Genomic DNA, 22,052 nt, shown 5'->3' with positions numbered 1-22,052 from the left:
GCCCTCATCTTGTTATTTCCGCGGCCGGTTCCGTCAGTTCCGCCGGTTCTGCGGAGGCTATGAAGTGATCTTGAAAAAACGCAGCCGCAGGGCGTTGGTCACCACGGATACCGAGGACAGGGCCATGGCCGTGCCCGCCAGCATGGGCGAGAGCATGGGGCCGCCGAAAACGTGCAGCAGACCGGCGGCCACGGGCAGGCCCAGGATGTTGTAGCCGAAGGCCCAGCCCAGATTTTCGCGGATGTTGCGCATGGTGGCGCGCGACAGCGCAAGGGCGGTGAGCACGGCTTCCATGCCGCCGCGCATCAGCACGATGTCCCCGGCTTCAGCGCTGACGTCCACGCCCGTGCCCACGGCCATGCCCACATCGGCCAGGGCCAGGGCCGGAGCGTCGTTGATGCCGTCGCCCACCATGCCCACCACCTGGCCTTCGCCCTGAAGACGACGCACATAATCGGCCTTTTCAGCGGGCAGCAGTCCGGCGGCCACCTCGTCCACCCCGGCCTGACGGGCCACGGCGCGGGCCGTGCGTTCGTTGTCGCCGGTGAGCATGACCACCCGCACGCCCATGGCGTGCAGGCGGGCCACCACCGCCGGGGATTCCGGCCGCAGGGCGTCGGCCAGAGCCAGAATACCGGCCAGGCGCGCCGCGCCCGCCGCGCCCACGGAGAGCAGCAGCGGAGTCTGCCCGGCCTCGGCCAGGGCCGCCAGTTGCGCGTCAACCGCCCCGGAGGCCTCCAGACCGCGTTCCCTCATAAATGCCCGGTTGCCCACGGCCACCACATAGTTCTGATTGTTCAGCAACACCGTACCGGCAATGCCCAGCCCCGGCGAAACCTCCACATCCTCCACCGGACAGGACGGGCAGTTGCGCTCGCGCCCTGCGTTTATCAGGGCCAGCGCCAGAGGATGCTCGGAACGGGCCTCCAGAGCCGCCGCCAGCGTCAGCAGGGCCGTTTCATCCAGTCCGTCCACAGTCCTATCCGTGGCTGAACCCTCTGCGTCCAGCACCGAAATGCCGGTGAGCACAGGCTTGCCCGTGGTCAGGGTGCCGGTTTTGTCCACGGCCAGGGTGGTGAGCCGCCCGGCCTGCTCCAGGGCCGCGCCGTTCTTGATCAGCACGCCCAGTTGCGCGCCCCGGCCCGTGCCCACCATGATGGACATGGGCGTGGCCAGGCCCATGGCGCAGGGGCAGGCCATGACCAGCACGGCCACGAACACGGACAGCGGCGTGCTGATGGGTTCGGCGCTGAAGACCAGCCAGGCCAGGGCCGCCAGCAGGGCGAAGAGCATGACCGCAGGCACGAAATAAAAACTCACCCGGTCGGCCAGACGGGCGATGGGAGCCTTGCTGCCCTGGGCCTCGCGCACCAGACGGATGATCCGCGCCAGCCGCGTGTCCCGGCCCACGGCTTCCGCGCGCATGGTCAGGGAACCCTCGCCGTTGACGCTGCCCGCTACCAGCTTGTCCTCCGGTCCCACGGGCACGGGTATGGATTCCCCGGTCAGCAGGGAAAGATCCACGGCGCTCTTGCCGGTCAGCACCACGCCGTCCACGGGCACGCGGCTGCCGGGCCGGATCAGCAGGCGGTCGCCCGCGCGCAGGGCTGCGACCGGCACTTCCTCGGGCGGCGCGGCCTCGTCCTCACGGTCCAGGCGCAGAGCCGTCTCCGGCGCGAGGCTCATCAGCGCGCCCATGGCGTCACCGGCCTTGCGCTTGGCCGTGGCTTCCAGGAATTGCCCCAGTTCGATCATGGTCAGCAGCACGGCGCAGGATTCATAATAGAGATTCATGGCCCGCATGACCGGGTCGAAGCCCAGCACGCCCAGCACGGTGTTGCCCAGGCTGTACAGAAAGGCCGCGCCCGTGCCCACGGCCACCAGGCTGTCCATGGTCGGGGATTTGTGCAGCAGGGCCGCCGCGCCCTCAAGGTAAAAATGCCGCCCCAGCCAGACCACCGGCAGGGTCAGCAACAGTTGCAGCAGCATGAAGATCCGGGGCGCGCTGTGCGGTTCCAGCCAGGAGGGCAGGCTGAGCCCCATCATATGCCCCATGGAGACGACCAGCAGCGGCACGGAAAAACCGATCATGGGCCAGAGGCGGCCCAAGCGCTGCCGCCGGTCCTCCAGGGCTTTGGCCCTGGCGGTCTCGTACTGGGTCGCGGCGTCCACGTCCGCCGCCGGTGTGGCCGAAAAGCCCAGAGCGGCCACCCGCTCCATGACCGCCTTGCGCACCGCTTCCTCCTCGCCGGGCTTGACCCAGATCTTGGCCGTGGCCGTGGGCAGGTTCACGCTGATCTTGTCCACGCCGTCCATCCGGCCCACCACGCGCTCGATGCGCGAGGAGCAGGCGGCACAGTGCATACCGCCGATATCAAAACGCAGGGGGCAGGCCTCCCCGTCGTTGTTTGTCTCTTTTTCCGCAGTCATTGCCGCGCCTCCGCTTGTTTTTTCAACGGGCCCGGCGTAATCTGGGCACGTTGAAAATGAAAACCAAATTATTCTGGAGGATAATATGAAAACATTAAAAGTCAACGGCATGCATTGCGGCCATTGCAAGGCCGCCGTGGAAGAAGCCGCCGCCAAGGTGTCCGGCGTGAACAAGCCTGAAGTGGATCTGGCCGCGAGGGAACTGCGCTATGAGGAAACCGGCCCCGTGGACCTGAACGCGCTGAAGTCCGCCATCCGTGATATCGGTTTCGACCCGGAATAGGCACGTGACCGCGCCGGGAGCGAGGCAGACGCAGCTAATTTCAGTTTTGCCAGTCTGTTATTTGTCGTGATTATCCGTCAAAACCAGCCTTTCCGGCGCTGGCGGCGTCATCTGGCGCTTTTTGCTGCTCACGTACTTGAGTACATCTCTGCTCTCGATGCCCGTAAGCTCGCTACGCTCGTCAACGGGCACGGCCCTTTGGACCGCCTTCCGGTCGGTTTCCGCGCAAAAAACGCCAGATGACGCCGCCAGCGCCAAAAAATCTTGCTTCAGCCGTTGCGACGCAGGAGCTTTAGCCGTAGGCGAGCTTGTGAGCCGTACGGATAAAGACAGCACTGCCAGCTACGGCTGAAGACAGCAATGAGTTACACGAAATTGTGTCCAGGGAAGTCACTGTCGCTATCCGTAACGATGCTGTCTTGTTCCGTAATACGGCTTCGCCGTGAACGGCTCAAGCAAGCCGACGGCGCGGCAACGGCTAGCGCATTTTTTAGGATTCTCCCGGCACCAGCCATCCGCCTGCGCTTCGCTCCGGCGGAGCAAAAGCGGCTTTGCCCCTTTTTGTCCGCTACTGAGCTATCTAGTCAATAAATAAAGATTTTTTAGATGAGTCTGCCCTGCGCTCCGCCCCGCTTATCCTTGCCGTTTGGCGCCAAATGGCGTACCTTCCTCCTGCCATTTACAGCAGGAACAGGCAATGAATACAAAGCCATGCATCATGTCCGCCCCCGGCGCGGGGCCGTTTTTTCACGACCGCCACGGCCTGTTGCCGCGCTTGGCGGCATGTCTGCCGCTGTTCTGCGCCTTCCTCTGGCTCTGCACGCCCGCGTCGGCGCGCGGCGAGGAAGCCTTCTCCCTGGATTTCACCACCATCCGCCTGGGCGACGCGACGCGCGCCGTGCTGGTGGTGGGCGGCATCCAGGGCGACGAGCCAGGTGGTTTTTCCGCCGCCACCCTGCTGGCCACCCGCTATGAAATCCAGGAAGGGACCGTCTGGGTAGTGCCCAACCTCAACTTTCCCAGCATCATCAAGCGCTCGCGCGGCCTGCACGGGGACATGAACCGTAAATTCGCCCGTCTGGACGAAAACGATCCGGAATTTCCCACTGTGCGCCGCATCCAGGAGCTGATCGGCCATCCGGATGTGGCCCTGGTGCTCAATCTGCACGACGGCAGCGGCTACTACCGCGAAAAATATCAGAATTATCTTTGCAATCCCGCCCGCTGGGGCCAGTCGGTGATCATCGACCAGGACAGCCTGCCCCCCGGCGTGTTCATGGGCGCGCTGGCCGAAGAGGCGGCCCTGGTGGCGGAAGAGGTCAACCGCCGCCTGATCAAGCCCCTGCACGCCCTGCACGTTCACAATACGAACACCGCCGCCGGGGACAAGGAAATGGAAAAAAGCCTGTCCTACTACGCGGTACGCCAGGGCAAGGCGGCTTTCGGTCTGGAGGCCAGCAAGGAATTTCCGGTGGAACTGCGGGCCTATTACCATCTGAACATGGTGGAGGCCTTTCTGCGCCAGGCGGGCGTGCGCTTCAGACGCGACTTCGCCCTGACGCCCCAGGGCGTGGGCGAGGCCCTGCGGGACAATCTGGGAGTATCCTTTGCCGAAAACCGCATTTTTCTGCCCCTGGAAAACGTGCGCCCCTCCATCAAATATCTGCCGCTGCCCAAGGGCAGCCCGGCCAGAGCCGTGACCACCAAGCCCATCATGGCGGTACTGCCCTGCCAGGGCCGCGACGACCGGCTCTGCATCCACTACGGCAACCGCACCATCACCCTGATCAGCCCCGACTGGCGCGAAATGGACAACAGCCTGGACGCCGTGCGCGTCACCGTGGACGGACGCGACGAAACCGTGCCCTTCGGCCGGGTGCTGGACGTGGAAGAAACGGCGCGCGTACATCCGCAGAAAGGCTTCCGGGTCAACGCCATCGGCTTTGACAGCGGCCGCCGCGACGAAAGCGGCCTGCCCCTGCGCCTCAAGGATTTTGCGCCGCGCTTCTCCGTGGACCGCCGGGGCACGCTCTTCCGGGTGGAAGTGTACAAAAACCAGAATTTCGCCGGCATGTTCCTGCTGCGCTTCGGCGCCAAAAACGCCCGCATGGCCGTGACCCGCCCCATTCTGCCCGACCGGCCCGGCCCGGAATCAAAACTGGGATTCTGAAATCATGTCCGGCGCGCTTTCCACCACAACGCCCGTCAGCGTGGCAGGCGGCGGCAGCTGGGGCACCGCCCTGGCCCATCTGCTGGCCGCGCGGGGCCTGCCCGTGACCCTCTGGCTGCGGGACGCGGACGTGGCCCGCTCCGTCAACGAAGACCACGAAAACCCGCGCTACCTGCCCGGCTTCACGCTGGACGCCCGCCTGACGGCCAGTACGGACCCGGCCGTCCTTGACCGCGACTGGCTGGTGCTGGCCGTGCCCAGCCAGCAATTGCGGAGCTGGCTGACCGCGCACAAAAAACATTTCCGGCCCGGTCTGGTGCTGGTCAACGCGGCCAAGGGCCTGGAAACCGGCAGCCTGTCTACCTGCGGCGCGGTGGCCGCCGAGGCCCTGGCCGGTCTTGAACCGCGCTATACGGCGCTCTCCGGGCCGTCCTTCGCGGCGGAAGTCTTGCAGGGCCTGCCCACGGCCGTGGTGCTGGCCGCGCACGACGAAGCCCTGGGCCGCACCTTGCGGGAACTGTTCTCCGGCCCGGCCTTCCGCTGCTATTCCAGCACGGACGTCATCGGCGTGGAGATGGGCGGCGCGCTCAAGAACGTCATGGCCATCGCCGCCGGGGTCTGTGACGGCCTGGGTCTGGGGCACAACAGCCGGGCCGCCCTGGTCACGCGGGGCCTGGCCGAGATGAGCCGCCTGGGTGCGGCCTGCGGGGCCCGCCAGAGCACCTTCATGGGCCTGTCCGGTCTGGGCGACCTCACCCTGACCTGCACCGGCGACCTGTCGCGCAACCGGCAGGTGGGCCTGCGGCTGGGCCGCGGCGAAAATCTGGAAAACATCACCCGTAGCCTGGGCATGGTGGCCGAAGGCGTCAAAACCACGGCCGCCGTGCATGCGCTGGCCCTGCGGTTGGGCATTGAGGCGCCCATCACCGCCGCCATGCATTGCGTCCTTTACGAGGGTCAGCCCCCGCATGAAGCGCTCAGAACCCTGATGAGCCGCGACCTGCGCGAGGAATAAAGAGCCCTGCCGCGCTGTGAAAAAAAAGATTTTCAGGCTTGCGCCTGAACGTAAAGTAGGGTATTGACTGACTACTCAGCTAGGGATTTTTTTCACGAATGCCGCCGACTTCCGCCTCTGGCGAAGGTCCGCGCCGTGCAAAAAATTCCATCCGCCGTGGCGGCGCATATCGGCCCGGACCGCAATGCCGGATACGGTGGATGCGATCCGGATGATCCATAAATCACGGGGCGTCTATGACATCACCACTGTTCATGGCCGGCGGCTCCTGGCTGCCGCTGCTGCTCGGCGCGATTCTGCTGCTGTTCGCCACGGTCAAGGCCGTACGGGAACGCAAGGATCCGCGCCGCCTGATCCTCTGGGGCGCGCTGCACGACGCGGGCATCGCCTGCATGGCATTGACCGCGCAGACAGCCGTGGGCCTGACCGGCCTGTGGCTGTTCGTCATCTTCCAGATTTCGGCCAGGCTGCTGGCGCTGGTCGCGCTGGCGCGCCTCGCGCCCGCGCACGGGGCCACGTCCTTTGACGCGCCCGCCGTCACCCTGGACGAACTGAGCGGCGCGGGGCGGCGGCAGCCGTGGGCCGGAGCGCTCTTCGGCCTGGGACTGCTGGCCGCCGTGGGCGGTTCGCCCTTTCTTCTGCCTGAAGCCCGCGCGCTCATCGTTCAGGCCCTGCTGGAATCCGCCCCGTCCGGCGGCATGCTCTGCCTGCTGCTGATGGCCGCGGCCACCACGGTCTTCATCTGGCTGTATGTGGACGCCGTGCGCCGCGTGTCGCTGGAAGCCCCCTATGATGCGGAAGACGAAGCCCCGGCGACGCGCTCCGCGTTCGGCGGCCTGTCGCTTCCGTTGTTGGGTCTGGGCCTGCTGACGGCGGCCCTGGGCCTGCTGCGCGGCCCCCTGACCGACGCCGTGGGCGGGCACTTCGGCCTGACGGTCATGCACGTGCCCGTGCATCCGGCCTACTGGTGTTTCTACGTCGGCGCGTTCATCGCCGGTCTGGCCTTTTTGCTGCGCCTGCGCGCGGCCCCGCTGATCGCCGCCCTGTTCTCGGCTCTGGCCTTCGCGGCGGTCTGCGTCGTCCCCGCCCCGCCCCTGGCCCGGCTCTTCCTGGTGATGATCGCCCTGGTGGCCCTGGTGGTCAGCGTCTACTCCCTGGGCTACATCCACGACAACCGCAAGGGCTGGTACTGGTTTTTCCTGCTGCTGACCTTCGCCTCCCTGACGGGCATCGTCTCCACGCCGGACACGGCGGCCATGTATGGCTACTGGGAGCTGATGACCTTCGCCTCCTACTTCCTGGTGGTTCACGAAGGACGGCGCACGGCCTATGAGGCCGGTCTCAAATATTACGTGATGTGCGCGGGCGGCGCGCTGTTCATGCTGCCCGGCCTGTTCATTCTCGGCGTCTTTTCCGCCTCGCCGCTGGCCGCCTTCCACTTCCCGCTCTGGTTCCAGACGGCCCTGGTGCTCTGCCTGGCGGGCTTCGGCGTCAAAGCTGGTCTGGTGCCCCTGCACTCCTGGCTGCCCGACGCCCACCCCGCCGCGCCGTCCTCGGTGTCAGCGCCCTTGTCCGGCATCATCACCAAAATGGGCGTGTTCGGCATCGTCAGCGTGATCATCATGGGCGTGGGCCAGGCCGCCGGTGAAATGCGCGGCCTGTTCGGCCTGTCCTGGTTCGGGGCGGGCCTCACCGCCATGGGCGTGGCCACCCTGATCTACGGCGAACTCATGGCTCTGCGCCAGGAAGACATCAAACGCATGCTGGCCTACTCCACCCTGGGGCAGATCGGCGAAATCGCGCTGGTGCTGGGCCTGGGCACCTGGCTGGCCACGGCCGGAGCGCTCTGGCACATGTTCAATCACGCCGTGATGAAAGACCTGCTCTTTTTGGGCGCGGGCGCGCTGATCATGCGCGCGGGCAGCCGCAACCTCGCCGACCTGCGCGGCCTGGGACGCCATATGCCCTGGACCGTGGCCTGTATGGCCGTGGGCCTGGTGAGCATCATGGGCCTGCCGCCCTTCGGCGCGTTCTACAGCAAATTCCTGATGATTCAGGCCGCCGTGGACGCCGGTCAGATCTGGCTGGCGGCCCTGATCCTGGCGGCCTCCCTGGTGGGGGCCGTGTACTACACCCGCATTCTGAAAACCCTGATCTTCGAGAAGCGGCCGGACCATCTGCCCCAGGTGGAAGAGGCCCCCTTCAGCATGCGCCTGAGCCTGCTGGTTCTGGCGGCCGTCAGCCTGCTGCTGGGCCTGTTCCCGCAGGCGGTCATGCCGCTGGTGCTGCCCGTGGCCTCACTCTGCTACCCGCCCGCCATGGACGTTCCGCAGATCATCGCGGCCATGAACGTCTCCTGGCCGGTCTACGTGGTGCTGCCGGTCTTCGGCGCGGTGCTTCCGGCCCTGTTCGCGGACTGGCGCAAGATGGCCGGCTGGACCAGCGTGGGCGTGCTGCTGCTGACGGCCCTGCTGGTGCTGTTCTTCGGGCGAGATCTGGACACGCTCTCCTTCTGCTTCGCCCTGATCGTGCCCCTGCTGGGCGCGGTGAACATGGCCTATGCCGTGGGCTACATGGAGCACAGTCACAGCCAGTGGCGCTTTTACTGCGCCTTCACCTGCATGTGCGGCGGCCTCATCGGCATGGCGGCCAGCCAGTACCTGCTGAGCTTCTTCCTGTTCTGGGAAATCATGAGTTCCTGGAGCCTGTACATGGCCATCGCCCATGAGGGGGACAAGGCCTCGTTGCGCGAGGCCTTCAAGTACTTCCTCTTCAATCTGCTGGGCGCGAGCTTCCTCTTTGTGGGCCTCTGCGTGCTGGGACCCTTCACGCCCTTCAACGCCGGGCTGCTGGCCGGGCTTGCCCCTGACCTGGCCCCCGGCGCGGCCTGGCTGGGCATGGCCCTGCTGGCCGTGGGCTTTGTGATGAAGGCCGCCCAGCTGCCCTTCCGCATTGACTGGCAGATGCACCCGGCCCTGGCCCCCACGCCGGTGTCCGGCTACATATCCTCGGTGCTGCTGAAGAGCGCCGTCATCGGCCTGATCAAGCTCTTCATGCTGCTGGGCGGCGGTTTTGCCCTGGCGGGCATTCTGGGCGGCTTCGAGCAAAGCCTGATCAGCACCGTGGTCATGTGGATCGGCGGCATCACCATCATCATGGCCGCCGTGCAGGCCCTGCGGGCCAACGGCGTCAAGCTGATCTTCATCTACTCCACCGTGAGCCAACTGGGCTACATGGTGCTGGCCGTGGCCGCGGGCGGCGCCTTGGGCTATGCGGGCGGCATGCTGCACCTGATCAACCACGTCTTCTTCAAAGACCTGCTCTTCCTGATCTGCGGGGCCGTGATGTTCGCCACGCACCGGGACAGCCTGGACGATCTGGGCGGCATCGGCCGCAAGATGCCCTTCACCCTCTGCATGTTCGCCATCGCGGGCCTGTCCGTGGTGGGCGTGCCGCCCACCAGCGGCTTCTCCTCCAAATGGCTGATCTACCACGCCCTGATGCAGGCCGGGCAGCCCTTCCTGGCCCTGCTTTCCCTGGTGGGCAGCGTGCTGACCCTGGCCTACATCGCCAAGTTCCTGCACGCGGCCTTTTTGGGCCAGCCCGCGCCGGACCTGGACGACGTGCATGAAGCCCCCAAGGTCATGCGCGTGCCCATGGGCATTCTGGCCGCCGGTTGCGTGCTGACGGGCGTATTCCCCGGCCTGGCGCTCCTGCCCATCAACGGCGTGCTGGGCGAATACGGGCTGGAGCCCCTCAATGTGGGACTTTCCGGCGTGCTTTCCGGGCCGGGCGCCTGGAACGCCACGGGCATGTTCGTGATGGCGGCCCTGGCCTTCCTGGCGGGCGCCTGGTTCGTGCGCCGCTTCACGCGCCTGCGTGAAATCGACGTGCATACCTGCGGCCTGCCGCCGGAAATCGCCACCAGCCGCATGACGCCCTCCAGCATCTACGGCGACCTGACGCGCCTGCTGGGCTGGCGCGCTTCCAAGGAGAACCGCTGATGAGCGACACCCTGCTTGCCATTCTGCACATGTGCATCTTTCCCGGCGGGGTCTTCGCCCTGGCCGTGGGATTCTTCTTCAAGGGCCTGGACCGGCGGGTGGAAGCCCGCCTCCAGCGCCGCGTGGGACCGCCGCTGATCCAGCCCTGGCTGGACATCGCCAAACTGCTGACCAAGGAAACCCTGATTCCGAAAACCGCCTGCCGTTCGGCCTTTCTGCTGGCTCCGGTCTTCGGCTTCACGGGCATGGCCGTATGCGCGGCCTTTATTCCGGTGCCGGGCGTGTTCAACGGCCTGTTCAACATGGGCGACCTGCTGGTGATCTTCTACCTGCTGCCCATTCCGGCCATGGCGCTGATGCTGGGAGGCTCGGCCTCCAGCTCGCCCTTCGGCGCGGTGGGTTTTTCGCGTGAAATGCTGCTCATGCTGGCCTATGAGACGCCGCTGCTGATGATTTTGCTGGCGGTGGCCATGCTGGTGGGCAAGGGCATTTCCGGCGGCGACTGGGGGGCGGAATTCTCCCTGCTCAAGATCGTGGCCTGGCAGCAGCACAGCGGCTCTCTGGGCTTCAACCCGGCCATGATCCCGGCCCTGCTGGCCTACCTGATCTTTCTGCCCGGCACCATGGGCGTGGCCCCCTTCGACATCCCGGAGGCGGAAACAGAAATCATCGAAGGCCCCCTGCTGGAGTACGGCGGACCGCTGCTGGCGCTGTTCCAGGTGACGGCGGCGCTGAAGACCTTCGTGGTTCTGGGCCTGGGGGTGGCGCTTTTCTTTCCCGGCACTATATCTGAATGGTGGCCGGTGAATCTGCTCTGGTTCGTACTCAAATGTCTGGGCCTGATGCTGGTTTCCCTGACCCTGGTCAAGTCGGCCACCGGGCGTTTCCGCATTGATCAGGCCTTCCGTTTTTATGTGACCGTGCCCACGGCGCTCGCGCTGTGCAGTCTGATCCTGGTCTGGGTGATGTAAGGAGGCCGCTGTGGCTTTGGACAACCTGCTCAAAAAACTTTCCGTGCGCTCGCCGTGGCTGTTCCGGATCAACGCCGGTTCCTGCAACGGTTGCGACGTGGAACTGGCCACCACGGCCTGTATTCCGCGCTACGACGTGGAGCGCCTGGGCTGTAAATACTGCGGCAGCCCACGGCACGCGGACATTGTGCTGATTACCGGCCCGCTGACCACCAGGGTGCGCGACCGCGTGCTCCGGGTCTGGCATGAGATCCCCGAGCCCAAGGTGACCGTGGCCGTGGGCATCTGCCCCATTTCCGGCGGCGTCTTCCGCGAGGGCTACTCCATTGAAGGGCCCATTGACCGTTATCTGCCGGTGGACGTCAACGTGCCCGGCTGCCCGCCGCGCCCCCAGGCCATTCTGGAAGGCGTAGTGCTGGCCCGCTCCATCTGGCTCAAAAAGCTGGGGCTGGAGGAATAAATGGCCGCGCTGTGGCACGCTTTGCGCACAGTCTGCGCGCGCCTGCGGGCGGCGCCGGCCGACAGCGGGCACACCTGCCTGCGTTGCGGCGTCTGTCACCATGTCTGCGGCCTGCTGGGGCGACACAAGCCCCGTAACGACGCCAAGGCTCTGGAGGAATAATATGGCGGGCTTTCTGAAAGTTCTGTTCCGCAATCTGCTGGAGGGCCCGAGCACCGATCCCTTCCCGCTGGGCGAAACCTTCACGCCGGCGCGCCTGCGCGGCCGGGCCAAAGTGGACCCCACCATCTGCATGGGCTGCGGCGTCTGCCGTCACGTCTGCGCGGCCGGGGCCATCAATATCACCCATCTGCCGGACGACAGCGGCTACACCATCACCATCTGGCAGAATTCCTGCTGCCTGTGCGCCTCCTGCCGACATTACTGCCCCACCGGGGCCATGAGCATCAGCGACGACTGGCACTCGGCCCATCCGGAAAAGGAAAAATTCGACCGTCTGGAGCAGCACACCATCAAGTATGAGCCCTGCGCCCACTGCGGCACGCTGATGCGGCCCATTCCGGCGCATCTGGCCCAACGACTCTACGCCAAGAATCCGGATATCGACCCGGAGTTGATCCGTCATCTCTGTCCCAAATGCCGCCAGATCGAGGACGCCAAGCGCAACGCCTGCCTGCTGCCTTCGCCTTCGGAGGAGAAGCCGGAAGAGCGCGTGACTTCAGCCACGCCCACCAAGGAATAAAAGACGAGCGGAAACCACAAAGGATACGCCATGCAAGACACAATCCGGGGCGACGCGCGGGTCATTGAGGACATTTCGCCCTTCTGCACCGAAAGCGACGCCATTCATCACAGTATCGACAGTTACGGCAACGCTTTCCACTGGTTCCGGCTGGACACGCCGCGCCATCTGCCGCAGGCCGCCGCCGCGCTGCACAAGGCGGGCGCCCGCCTGGCCATGGTCACGGCCTACAACCGCCGCCAGTTGAGCGAGCCCATGCAGGAAGTCTGCTACCACTTCGAGCTGAAAGGCATCATCTACAACCTCACGGTGACGCTCAACGGCGAATGGCCCACCGTGCCTTCCATCACTCCGCTGTTCGCCAATGCCGACTGGCACGAACGCGAAATGATGGAGCTGTACGACATTCAGGTCACGGACCACCCCAATCCACGCCGCCTCTTCCTGGACGAGGAGCTGGACGCGGGCATTCTCAACGAGGCCGTGCCCCTGTCCATCATGATGAACGGGGCCTGCACCACGGACCTCTGGGAACGCATTCTGAAAGACAAGGAGAAACGGCCATGAGCAGCACCTTCACCATGCCTCTGGGACCGGTGCATGTGGCCCTGGAGGAGCCGGTCTACTTCAATCTCACGGTGGAAGGCGAAACCGTGCGGCGCGTGGACCTGACCTCGGGCCATGTACACCGCGGCATGGAGGCCATGGCCACCCAGCGCAACCTGATCAAGAACACCACTCTTACCGAGCGGGTCTGTTCTCTCTGTTCCAACAGCCACTCCTTCACCTACTGCATGTCCGTGGAAAACGTGCTGGGCATCTCCATTCCCGAGCGGGCGCGCTACCTGCGGGTTCTGGCCGAGGAAATCAAGCGCGTGGCCTCGCATCTGTTCAATACCGCCATCCAGGCCCATATCATCGGCTTCAAGTCCCTGTTCATGCACGTCATGGAAGTGCGCGAAATGATGCAGGACGTGAAGGAAACCGTGTACGGCAACCGCATGAACCTGGCCTCCAACTGCATCGGCGGCGTCAAATGCGACGTGGACCGCGAAATGCTGGACTACATTCTGGGCATGATCGCCAAGGTGGAACCGGCGGTGGATGAAATCCGCGAAATTTACGCCACCAACAGCATGGTGCTGGCCCGCACCAACGGCATGGGCCTGCTGCCCAAGGCCGACGCGCTGCGCTTGGGTGTGGTGGGCCCGGTGGCACGCGGTTCCGGCGTGCATATCGATGTGCGCAAGGATTCCCCCTACGCCGCCTATCCCGAACTGGAATTCGAAAGTGTCGTCGCCGACGGCTGCGACATCCACGCCCGGACCATGGTGCGCCTGAACGAGATTTTTGAATCCTTCAAACTGATCCGTCAGTGCTGCCAGCGCGTGCCCGACGGCCCGGTGACCGCGCCCATGCGCCAGATCCGCACGGCCGAGGCCTGCGCCCGCACCGAAGCGCCGCGCGGCGAGGTGTTTTACTATATCCGCACCAATGGCACGGACATGCCCGCGCGGCTCAAGTGGCGCGTGCCCTCGTATATGAACTGGGAAGCCTTGGGCGTGATGATGCGCGACTGCAAGGTGGCGGATGTGGCGCTGATCACCAACAGCATTGATCCCTGCGTCTCGTGTACGGAGCGCTGACAGCGGGTCTTTTTCCTGTTGACTGCGTCAAACTGCGCGGCACGCCCGGTCACATAGACGGCTATGCTCCGCTTCGGCGCGCCGCTTGTTTTCCTTGCGGCGGAAAAAATCTCCACTGTCAGGAAAAAACGGTAAAGAGAAATACATGCATGAGGCCAGCCTGGTTCAGGGCCTGCTGGGCATGGCGCTGAAGGCCGTGGAAGAACACAACGCGGCGCATCCGGAAAACCGCGTCACGCGGATTCAGGAAATTGTCTGTGAGCTGGGGCTGATCGCCTGCGTGGAGGCCCGGACCCTGACCGCCTGCTTTGAACTTTTTGCCGAAGGCACAGTGGCCGAGGCCGCGACGCTCACGCTGAACACAGCTCCCCTGGCCTGCCGTTGCGAAAGCTGCGGCCACGCTTTCAGTCTGACGCAACGCCGCTTCGTCTGTCCGGCCTGCGGCGGCGAAAACATCCATTTCAGCGGAGGGCACGGGCTTACGCTCCAGTCCCTGCGCGTCGAATCCGAGGAAACGGACCATGATTGAACACATCCAGGTCGTACCCGACAAGTGCCGCGCCTGCCGCCGCTGTGAAGTGGCCTGCATCGCCGCTCACCACGGCATGTCCTTCAAGGAAGCCATGAAGCACCGCGACGTGCTGGTTTCGCGCGTGCAGGTAGTCAAGGCCGAGGGCTTCAAAACCACGGTGCGTTGCCATCAGTGCGATCCCGCGCCCTGCTGCAACGTCTGCCCCACCGGCGCGCTGCAGCAGGAGAAGGACGGCCGCATCACCATGCGCGTGCAGTTCTGCGTGGCCTGTAAAATGTGCATCGCGGTCTGCCCTTACGGCACCATTTCTCTGGACACCATCGGCATGCCCGACCTGAGCGGCGACGACGCGGAAACCATCGCCCAGCGGGCTCGCCGGGAAGTGGCCGTGCGTTGCGACATGTGCCGCGCCTGGCGCGAGGAGAACGGCAAAAAGATCACCGCCTGCATGGAGGCCTGCCCGGTACGCGCCCTGTCCATGGTGGAGCCGGACGGCACGGTGGTGGAAGCGCCGCAGCCCGAGAAAAAGCCTGTAGCGGAAGCCAAGGAAGCTCCCAAAGAAACCGCGCCGGAATAGGACGCCGCCTTGGCCGCCAGAACCGCGCTCAGGGCCGGAAATAAATCCTGTTGACAGGCAGGGGCGTTTTCCTTACCGGCTGAATCAGAAAGATGTGATGCTTGTCACGCTTCGTTTGACCGGCGTCAGCGCCGGATCAGGCGGAGTCGGAAATTCCGGCCCCATAGGGATTTTCCCTTATGCATAAGGGGAATCTGTAGGTTGTTTTCCAAAACCCTTGCCCGTTGTCTTGTTCTGACCTGTGCTCTCTCCATCTTCTGCGCGGGCGTTGCCTTTGCGGCTCCGCAGCAGGGCGCGGGGGAAAAAGCTCCAGCCGCTTCCAAAGCCAAGGCTCCGGCGCACAAGTCCGGCGCGGCTGTGAAAAAACCGGCCAAACGCGCTCCCAAGGCCGCCAAACCCGCGACCAGACATCCGGCGAAAGCGCCTGAAGGCGTCAACCAGAACAATCCCACTCTGACAAGTCGCCCCCGGCCCTCCGGAAAGGAAGGCCGGGGGCTTGTATTTTCACCCGCATCCGGCGTAAGGCGGACCGTCCGTCACCACCATGTCTGCGGGTAGCGCCGCCGCGCGCCCAGATTGTTGGTCAACAGGGCCAGCAGCAACATGCAGCAGGCTCCCGCGCCGCACGGCAACAGCACGTACCAGTAGCCCAGACGGTGAATGTCCGCCCCGCCGATGACCGCGATCAGCGCAGTCGCTCCGCCCGGAGGGTGCAGGGTTTTGGTGACGCGCATCAGCGCGATGGCGGTGGACACGGCCAGCGCCGCGGCCGCCGCTGGTTCCTGGCCCAGCAGCATCTGGCAGCTCACGCCCACCAGCGCCGAAAGCATATGGCCGCCCACCAGGTTGCGCGGCTGGGCCAGCGGGCTCTCGGGCGCGCCGAAGGCCAGCACGGCCGACGCGCCGAATGAACCGATGAGCAGCGGCAGATTCCATTCCTGAGCGCACAGCCGTTCCAGCCAGGCCAGACAGAGAATGGAAAGCGCGCTGCCCAGCCAGGCCCAGACCACATCATTCCAGACCACCCGCGCGCCGGACATTGTACCAATCCGCTCGCCGCCGCGCAGGCGGCTCCACACTATGCGTGCCATCCCGGCCATTTTTTTCTCCCAAAACATGTTACGCCCGAACTTGCCGTGCAGCGGCGGCTCGCGCCGCGCCTGTCCGACGGGGCCATCTCAACAGACGGATTGAAGGCTGAACTAAACCCGCGCCAGAGCCAAAAATACCGCATGCAGCGCGACCACCTGAGAGATGAAGGCGCTTTCCACCGCCGGGCCGTAGTGTTTTGTGCCATACAGACTGAAGGTGAGCGCCTTTTGCCGACAGGCTGACAAACAGTCGCGGCAGAGAGTGCATGTGGGGCCAGGCATGGCCCGGCTCAGATTTTCCTCGGTCATGGCCCCATAACGGCAAACCCGGACGCAGGCTTTGCACCGGGTGCACGCGTCCGTGCGCCAGACGCGCCAGGGTGACAGCCGCCCCAGCCAGCCCGCGACGAGTCCAAGGGGGCAGATGCCCAGGCAGTACGCGCCGAAGCCCATGCGGCGACTGACCAGGACGGCGCAGACCAACAGCAAGAGGCCCAGCAGCAGACCGCAGGCCAGCGCAATCACAGAAGGCAGTCCGGCCAGGCGCAGCGCAACGGGCGTCAGCAGGGTCAGGCCCAGCAGGCCCAGACGCAGACGGGGCAGCCAGACAGGTACGGGGCGCGGCCGCCCCCGGGCCGCCGTGCCCGCGTCCCAGACGCCGAAATAACAGAGCTGGCTGCACCAGGCCGCGCCCGCCAGCAGCACGGCAACGCCGAAGAGAATCAGCATGAAATACCCGCCGCCGCGATAAAGGGGCGCGGCCAGAATCAGGCCCGGCACCGGCAGATGCGGACTGCCGCTGAGTAGAAAACGGCTGTCCAGAACGAATCCCAGCAACAACTGGCCGAAAAAAACCAGAGAGAACAGTCGCCAGGTCCAGAGCCGGGTGGAGGGAGCCGTGCGCCGGTCGGCCAGACGGCCCGCCACCCAGGCCGCCCAGAGGCCGGGCAGAAAAACCTGGGCCGGCCCCCAACCCGGCGCGAAACGCTCCAGCACAAAGATGCCCGGCACAAGCGTCCAGACCACGGCCAGAATGCCGGAAGTCAGGATCAAGGCCGCCAGCTGCGTGCCCGCGCAATCCTGCCGGAGGGCGTAGCGCGCCCGCGCCCGCCCGCTCAGCAGCGGCAGGGCGGCCAGGGCGGTGAACAGGGCCACGCCCAAAAGAATGGCGGCCAGCCGGTGCCAGGGCTGCTCCATGAATTGGCGCAGCTGGACGAATTGCCCGGCGGTCCAGATCCAGCGGGCCGCCAGCAGCGGCAGGACCAGCAGCAGGAACTGGCGCACCCAGGCCCCGCGCGTCCAGGCCAGCAGAGCCAGCAGGGCGCAGCCCAGGCTCAGAGCGGACAGGCCCGCCCGCCAGAAATGCGCTCCGGCCAGCAAGAGGGCCAGAGAGGCGGGCAACGGGCACAAAAGAGACTTTGCGGACATGGTCGGCACTTCCTCGCTTGACGTTTTCCAGAGGTCCTGACGCCGTGGCGGCACCTGGGACGCAAGACCAGATTCCCTGTCGACGCGGGTCGGCGGGAAGAAGAAAAATCTCACAATGCGCGCCGGCACGAGGCGCATTTCCGGCAATATGAGGGCGCGCGCTCTTGATTCAGCCCCTGGCGGCATAGCCGCCTTACGGATGAAAACAGCGGCGATCACGCATAACGCGCCGAAAAGGCGCTCGTGACGAACGCTCTATACGGGATCGGGACTCGTGACCCCCTCCGGCAGGCAACGTTTGCCGGTCAGGGAAAGGATGTCGATACGGATGATGGCCACCCGGCGGACATTGGCGTCCGGAGCGGGGCGCGGACAGCGGGCGGCATAACGCTCGGCCAGGCAGTCCAGGGCCAGGCGTTTTTCTTCCGGGTCTTCAACCACAACGGCGCGGCCCGTGCCGCAGACGGATTTATAGTAGGTGGAGGATTTTTCGCGGTCGATCCGCACATCCGCCGCCAGACTGAACGCCACGCGGCCGTCCTTGCGGATCAGGTCCAGCTTGGCGCCTTCCGGCGCGCTGTGCAGATAGATGCGCCGCTCCCGGCGCACGAAATTGAGCGGGATCAGGTAAGGGAATTCCCCATCGTTGAGGGCCAGAAACAGCTCTTCGGCTTTGGCGAAGACCTCGTCAAAAAAAGCCGGTTCCGAACATTCGCGTTTACTCAGGCGCATGCCTCTCTCCTTGTTTTTGTTCAGCTTGCCGTCGGCGCAAAACCCGCACAACGGGCTTTGCCGTCAGGCCTGTTTCAGAACATCCCGCCAGCGCCGCCCGGCCTCGGCCAGGTCCGCCGCGTCGGGATGGCGGGCGGCCTCTTCCAGGCGGGCCCGGCGCTCCGGCGTCATGGGGTGGCTGCCCTTTCGCTGCGACAGGGCCAGAATTTTCGGGTTGACCCTCCCCTGGCACAAAAAACCGTCCAGCACCGTATTGCCGCCCTTTTCCAGCAGAGCCCGCGCGCCGTCCATGCAGCGCCGGGCGTGCGGCGAATTCGGCCAGGCCCCAAGGGTACCGAAAAAGAAGATCTTTTTGCCAAGCACGCGCCGCATGTAGCGCTGCGTCCTGGCGTCCGCCTGGCCCAGACGCACCCAGAAGCCCAGCGCCAGCAGATCGTAGTCCGCCGGGTCCGGCGCGTCCCGCACAGGGAAACAGGGCACGCCGGAAACAGCGGCCAGGGCCTCGGCCACTGTGCGCGTATTGCCCGTGATGGAGGAATATACAATACAGATTTTCATCTTCAGGAGTTCCGGGAAATGTTAAAATGTCTAACTGTCCGCCAGCTTTTGCAGTTCCGCCCTGTCCAGCAGGACAACGCGGCGGCGCTCCACGCTGATCAGACCGTTGCCGGCCAGCAGGCTCAGTTCCCGGCTCAGACTCTCGCGGCTGATGCCGATAAGCCGGGCCAGAATCTCGCGGTTGACGCCGAGGTCCAGCGTTTCGGCTTTTTCCATTTTCGCCCGGTGCAGCAGCCAGGCCGCCACCCGGCGGGAGGCGGAAATCCGCCCCTGCGAACCGGCCAGCTTGTTGATGAACAGGCGCTGACGCAGGGAAAGCGCGGCGATCAGGCCCAGACCCAGAGCCGCATTGCCGCGCAGCGCGGTCAGCAGGGCGGACTTGTCCAGCCAGAGCAGGCGGCCTTCCTTGACGCCCACCGCCGTGGCGGGCAGACCCCCCTCATAAAACAGCACGCCCGCGTCCAGCATGCGGCCCGGACGCACCAGATGCAGCACGCATTCCCGGCCACGGGCCGCGCTGCGGGACAGTTTGACCAGACCGGACAGCAGAAAGGCGGGGTCAACGCTCTCCTGCCCTTCCCGGAAGAGCACGTCGCCCCCGGCAAAAGCGCGCAGCCGGGCGCGCCGGGCCAGGGCCAGACGTTCGTCGTCGCTCAGGACGGCAAAAAGGCCGTTGCCGAGAGCCGCCAGTACGGCCTGTGACGTATGTCCTCCGGGAAGCGGTTCCGGCATGACGCCCTGTCCTTTTAGAGCGGTTAACACTTGCAACGCTCGTTTACGACGGGCAAAGCCCGCCAACTCGCATTTTGCGGCAAGGATTTGCAGACGGATCCTTGCCGGGCAGTTAACGCATTCCATGCGTTAACTGCCCTAGCCTGCGCCGCCGGGCGGCATCGTCACCGCCCGGCGGCCATGGCGTCACTTCAGAATAGCCGCCAGATCCTCATCCGGCGTGGTGATGGGACGGATGCCCCATTTTTCCACCAGAAGATTCAGGATGTTCGGCGAAACAAAGGCCGGCAGGCTGGGGCCCAGGCGGATGTTCTTGATGCCCAGAGCCAGCAGCGTCAGCAATATGCTCACGGCTTTCTGCTCATACCAGGAGAGCACCAGGGAGAGCGGCAGGTCGTTGACGCCGCATTTCAGGGCCTCGGCCAGGGCCTGGGCCGTGCGCACCGCCGCGTAGGCGTCGTTGCACTGCCCCATGTCCAGCAGGCGCGGCAGATCGCCGAGCTTGCCCAGATCCTTGTCGAAAAAACGGAACTTGCCGCAGGCCAGGGTCAGCACCAGGGTATCCTGCGGGGTTTTTTCCACAAATTCCGTGTAATAGTTGCGGCCCGGTTTGGCTCCGTCGCAGCCGCCCACCAGGAAGATGTGGCGCAGCTTGCCCTGGGCCACGGCCTCCAGCACCTTGGGCGCGGCATTGAGCATGGTCCGGCGACCGAAGCCGGTCAGAATGTCCTTGCCCAGCTTGTCTTCGGCAAAGCCGGGCAGTTCCAAAGCTCTGGCGATGACCGGCGCGAAGTCGCGCCCCGTGCAGTGCGTACAGCCGGGCCAGCCCACGTTGCCGCTGGTAAAGACCTTGTCGCCGTAACCGCGGGGGTTCTGGATGCAGTTGGTGGTAAAGAGCACTGCGCCGGGGAAGTCCGGCAGTTCCTTCTGCTGGTTCTGCCAGGCCGTGCCGTAATGCCCGGCCAGGTGGCCGAAGGCCTTCAGGCGGGGATAGCCGTGGGCGGGCAGCATTTCGCCATGGGTGTAGACGTTGATGCCCGTACCCTCGGTCTGCTCCAGCAGGGCCAGAAGATCCAGCAGGTCATGCCCGGAAACCAGAATGGCCTTGCCCTTGCGCCGCCCCAGGGAAACCGGGGTGGGCACGGGATCGCCGAAGGTTTCGGTATTGCCCTTTTCCAGCAGTTCCATGGCCCGCAGGTTGGCCTTGCCGCATTCCAGCACCAGTTCCAGCCAGCCGCCCAGATCGCGGACTTCCTCATCCCAGGGGCTGCCCGCAACCAGAGCCTTGCAGATAAAGGCCGAGAGCTCGGGGTCACGCCGGCCGAGCCGTGCCGCATGATCAGCATAGGCGGCCACGCCCTTGAGCCCGAAGAGCAGCAACTGCATGGCCGAGGCCACATCCCCGTCCGTACTGAACCTGTCGATGCCCACCACGCTTTCCGGCAGGCGGGCCGGATAGTCCTCCGGGGAAAGATTCAGATCCTCCGGCTGGTCCCCCAGCCGGGCGGCCAGAGCTTTGGCCCGCTCCAGGGTTCCGGCCTGCATCCGGCGCAGCGCCTGCGGGTCGAAGTTCACATTGGTCAGCGTGCCAAACAAGGCCTCGACCATGAAATCGTCCGTATCCGTATCCACAATGCCCGCGGAGCGGGCTTTCAGAACCAGGGCAGCCAGCCGCCGCAGAAGATAAACCAATTGATCCTGAATGGCCGCCACATCCGCGCTTTTGCCGCAGACGCCGACCACGGTGCAGCCTGTTCCTTTGGCTGTCTGTTCGCACTGATTGCAAAACATAGGGGCAAAACTCCTTTTCCTCCCTCAGTGGAAGATGCGCCCCATATACAACACAACTCCACTACAAGCACTGTGATTGAAATCACAGTTTTTTGCAAAAGGTAAAAAAACTCGCCGGACCTTCGGCACTGCGAAGGCCCGGCGCGGCAAAGGCGGGGCGGCGCGGCAAGCTCAGTTGTTGCCGTTGGGTTTGGCGTAGGCTCCGGGCAGGCGGGCGGCAACGGGTGGAACGGGCGCGGCGGGCGGCACGAAATTCCGCACATGGGCCCGCACAGCCGTTTCCGCCGGGGCCGGGGCTCCGGCGGGCGGAGCAGCCGGAGACTGTATGGCGTTTCTGCCGTAGACGGCCTGGGCGTGGGCGCGCGGCACCGCCGTCACCGGCGACTGCATGATGGGTTGCGCTGTTTTCACCGCCGACCCCACTGGCTGCATGCGACCGGCGATTTCCGCCGCCGCGCGGCGGGCCTCCGGCGTTTCGAGAATCTGGGCGTAGGCCCCGCGCAAGCCGGAGAGAATCTGCACCACGCTGTCCAGGGATTCCACGTTCATTTTCAGGTTGGCCTGCAGGAGGCGCGCGGTGCAGAGAATATACAGGTTGTTCAGGTTAACGGCCAGGCTGCCGCCCCTGTCCATGTTCAGGGAACTGGAGAGCTCATTGACGATGTCAATGACTTTGGAAATCAGAATGCCCTTGCCCGCGAAATCCCTGGCCAGCATTTTGTCGCGCGCCTGCTGCAGATAGTTGAGCGCGCCGTCGTAGAGCATGAGCAGAAGCTGCCCCTGATCCGTGGTGTTGACCTTGGTCTGAAAATACGCTTGCGCCGCTTTGTTCATAGTCTGTTCCTTCTCGTTGCGCGTTCCGGGCCGCCGCGCCGGAACGGAAATTAATG

Annotated in this window: 20 protein-coding genes; 12 read left to right on the top strand and 8 right to left on the bottom strand. The window is 65.0% G+C overall.

Features of this window, described 5'->3' with window-relative positions; genetic code table 11:
- Nucleotides 1-57: 57 nt before the first annotated feature.
- On the bottom strand, nucleotides 58-2,430 hold the full coding sequence (locus FYJ44_RS09545) for a heavy metal translocating P-type ATPase (RefSeq protein ID WP_154511521.1): 2,373 nt from the start codon (nucleotides 2,428-2,430) through the stop codon (nucleotides 58-60).
- Between the two features lie 85 nt (nucleotides 2,431-2,515).
- Here FYJ44_RS09545 and FYJ44_RS09540 point away from each other — a divergent pair, with 85 nt between their 5' ends.
- The 12 genes from FYJ44_RS09540 (at nucleotide 2,516) to FYJ44_RS09485 (ending at nucleotide 14,830) form a co-directional block, all read left to right on the top strand.
- Nucleotides 2,516-2,713: a heavy-metal-associated domain-containing protein gene (locus FYJ44_RS09540; protein ID WP_154511519.1), complete on the top strand. Its 198-nt coding sequence runs from the start codon at nucleotides 2,516-2,518 to the stop codon at nucleotides 2,711-2,713.
- A 697-nt stretch (nucleotides 2,714-3,410) separates the two neighbouring features.
- Entirely contained in the window at nucleotides 3,411-4,883 is a 1,473-nt protein-coding gene (locus tag FYJ44_RS09535) for a M99 family carboxypeptidase catalytic domain-containing protein (RefSeq protein WP_154511517.1), read from the top strand.
- 4 nt (nucleotides 4,884-4,887) lie between these two features.
- Complete coding sequence (locus tag FYJ44_RS09530) at nucleotides 4,888-5,898, top strand: NAD(P)H-dependent glycerol-3-phosphate dehydrogenase (RefSeq protein ID WP_154511516.1); 1,011 nt, start codon at nucleotides 4,888-4,890, stop codon at nucleotides 5,896-5,898.
- A 236-nt stretch (nucleotides 5,899-6,134) separates the two neighbouring features.
- A complete protein-coding gene (locus FYJ44_RS09525) occupies nucleotides 6,135-9,902 on the top strand; it encodes a complex I subunit 5 family protein (protein WP_154511514.1) in 3,768 nt (1,255 codons plus the stop codon).
- The gene (locus FYJ44_RS09520; protein WP_154511513.1) at nucleotides 9,902-10,873 is read left to right on the top strand and encodes a respiratory chain complex I subunit 1 family protein; all 972 of its coding nucleotides are present in this window, start codon (nucleotides 9,902-9,904) and stop codon (nucleotides 10,871-10,873) included. The genes FYJ44_RS09525 and FYJ44_RS09520 overlap by 1 nt, the downstream gene beginning before the upstream one ends.
- Nucleotides 10,874-10,883: 10 nt before the next feature.
- Nucleotides 10,884-11,333, top strand: coding sequence for an NADH-quinone oxidoreductase subunit B family protein (locus tag FYJ44_RS09515; RefSeq protein ID WP_008682106.1), 450 nt, complete (start codon nucleotides 10,884-10,886; stop codon nucleotides 11,331-11,333).
- On the top strand, nucleotides 11,334-11,495 hold the full coding sequence (locus FYJ44_RS09510; protein WP_154511511.1) for a hypothetical protein: 162 nt from the start codon (nucleotides 11,334-11,336) through the stop codon (nucleotides 11,493-11,495).
- Nucleotide 11,496: 1 nt separating this feature from the next.
- Nucleotides 11,497-12,075 (top strand): hydrogenase, encoded by a 579-nt coding sequence (locus FYJ44_RS09505; RefSeq protein ID WP_154511509.1) that lies wholly within the window; start codon nucleotides 11,497-11,499, stop codon nucleotides 12,073-12,075.
- Nucleotides 12,076-12,105: 30 nt separating this feature from the next.
- Nucleotides 12,106-12,642: an NADH-quinone oxidoreductase subunit C gene (locus tag FYJ44_RS09500; RefSeq protein WP_154511507.1), complete on the top strand. Its 537-nt coding sequence runs from the start codon at nucleotides 12,106-12,108 to the stop codon at nucleotides 12,640-12,642.
- A complete protein-coding gene (locus tag FYJ44_RS09495) occupies nucleotides 12,639-13,721 on the top strand; it encodes a hydrogenase large subunit (RefSeq protein ID WP_154511505.1) in 1,083 nt (360 codons plus the stop codon). The genes FYJ44_RS09500 and FYJ44_RS09495 overlap by 4 nt, the downstream gene beginning before the upstream one ends.
- A gap of 145 nt (nucleotides 13,722-13,866) precedes the next feature.
- Nucleotides 13,867-14,250, top strand: coding sequence for a hydrogenase maturation nickel metallochaperone HypA/HybF (locus tag FYJ44_RS09490; RefSeq protein ID WP_154511503.1), 384 nt, complete (start codon nucleotides 13,867-13,869; stop codon nucleotides 14,248-14,250).
- Entirely contained in the window at nucleotides 14,243-14,830 is a 588-nt protein-coding gene (locus FYJ44_RS09485; protein ID WP_154511501.1) for a 4Fe-4S dicluster domain-containing protein, read from the top strand. Before FYJ44_RS09490 ends, FYJ44_RS09485 begins: the two co-directional genes overlap by 8 nt.
- 536 nt (nucleotides 14,831-15,366) lie before the next feature.
- Here FYJ44_RS09485 and FYJ44_RS09480 read toward each other — a convergent pair.
- From FYJ44_RS09480 to fliS, 7 genes are all read right to left on the bottom strand, one after another.
- On the bottom strand, nucleotides 15,367-15,921 hold the full coding sequence (locus FYJ44_RS09480; protein WP_154511499.1) for an HPP family protein: 555 nt from the start codon (nucleotides 15,919-15,921) through the stop codon (nucleotides 15,367-15,369).
- A gap of 111 nt (nucleotides 15,922-16,032) precedes the next feature.
- Nucleotides 16,033-17,349, bottom strand: a complete 1,317-nt coding sequence (locus FYJ44_RS09475) for a 4Fe-4S binding protein (RefSeq protein ID WP_154511497.1) — start codon at nucleotides 17,347-17,349, stop codon at nucleotides 16,033-16,035.
- A 255-nt stretch (nucleotides 17,350-17,604) separates the two neighbouring features.
- Entirely contained in the window at nucleotides 17,605-18,081 is a 477-nt protein-coding gene (locus FYJ44_RS09470; protein WP_154511495.1) for a pyridoxamine 5'-phosphate oxidase family protein, read from the bottom strand.
- A 63-nt stretch (nucleotides 18,082-18,144) separates the two neighbouring features.
- Nucleotides 18,145-18,639, bottom strand: coding sequence for a flavodoxin family protein (locus FYJ44_RS09465; RefSeq protein ID WP_154511493.1), 495 nt, complete (start codon nucleotides 18,637-18,639; stop codon nucleotides 18,145-18,147).
- Between the two features lie 30 nt (nucleotides 18,640-18,669).
- The gene (locus tag FYJ44_RS09460) at nucleotides 18,670-19,371 is read right to left on the bottom strand and encodes a Crp/Fnr family transcriptional regulator (RefSeq protein ID WP_154511491.1); all 702 of its coding nucleotides are present in this window, start codon (nucleotides 19,369-19,371) and stop codon (nucleotides 18,670-18,672) included.
- 186 nt (nucleotides 19,372-19,557) lie between these two features.
- On the bottom strand, nucleotides 19,558-21,162 hold the full coding sequence (hcp, locus tag FYJ44_RS09455; RefSeq protein ID WP_154511489.1) for a hydroxylamine reductase: 1,605 nt from the start codon (nucleotides 21,160-21,162) through the stop codon (nucleotides 19,558-19,560).
- Between the two features lie 171 nt (nucleotides 21,163-21,333).
- Nucleotides 21,334-21,996, bottom strand: a complete 663-nt coding sequence (gene fliS, locus FYJ44_RS09450; RefSeq protein ID WP_154511487.1) for a flagellar export chaperone FliS — start codon at nucleotides 21,994-21,996, stop codon at nucleotides 21,334-21,336.
- Nucleotides 21,997-22,052 lie beyond the last annotated feature (56 nt).

It is taken from the genome of Desulfovibrio porci, from assembly GCF_009696265.1.
Lineage (GTDB): Bacteria > Desulfobacterota > Desulfovibrionia > Desulfovibrionales > Desulfovibrionaceae > Desulfovibrio > Desulfovibrio porci.
Note: the sequence above shows the minus strand (reverse complement) of the source record. Positions and strands in the feature narration are given on the sequence as shown.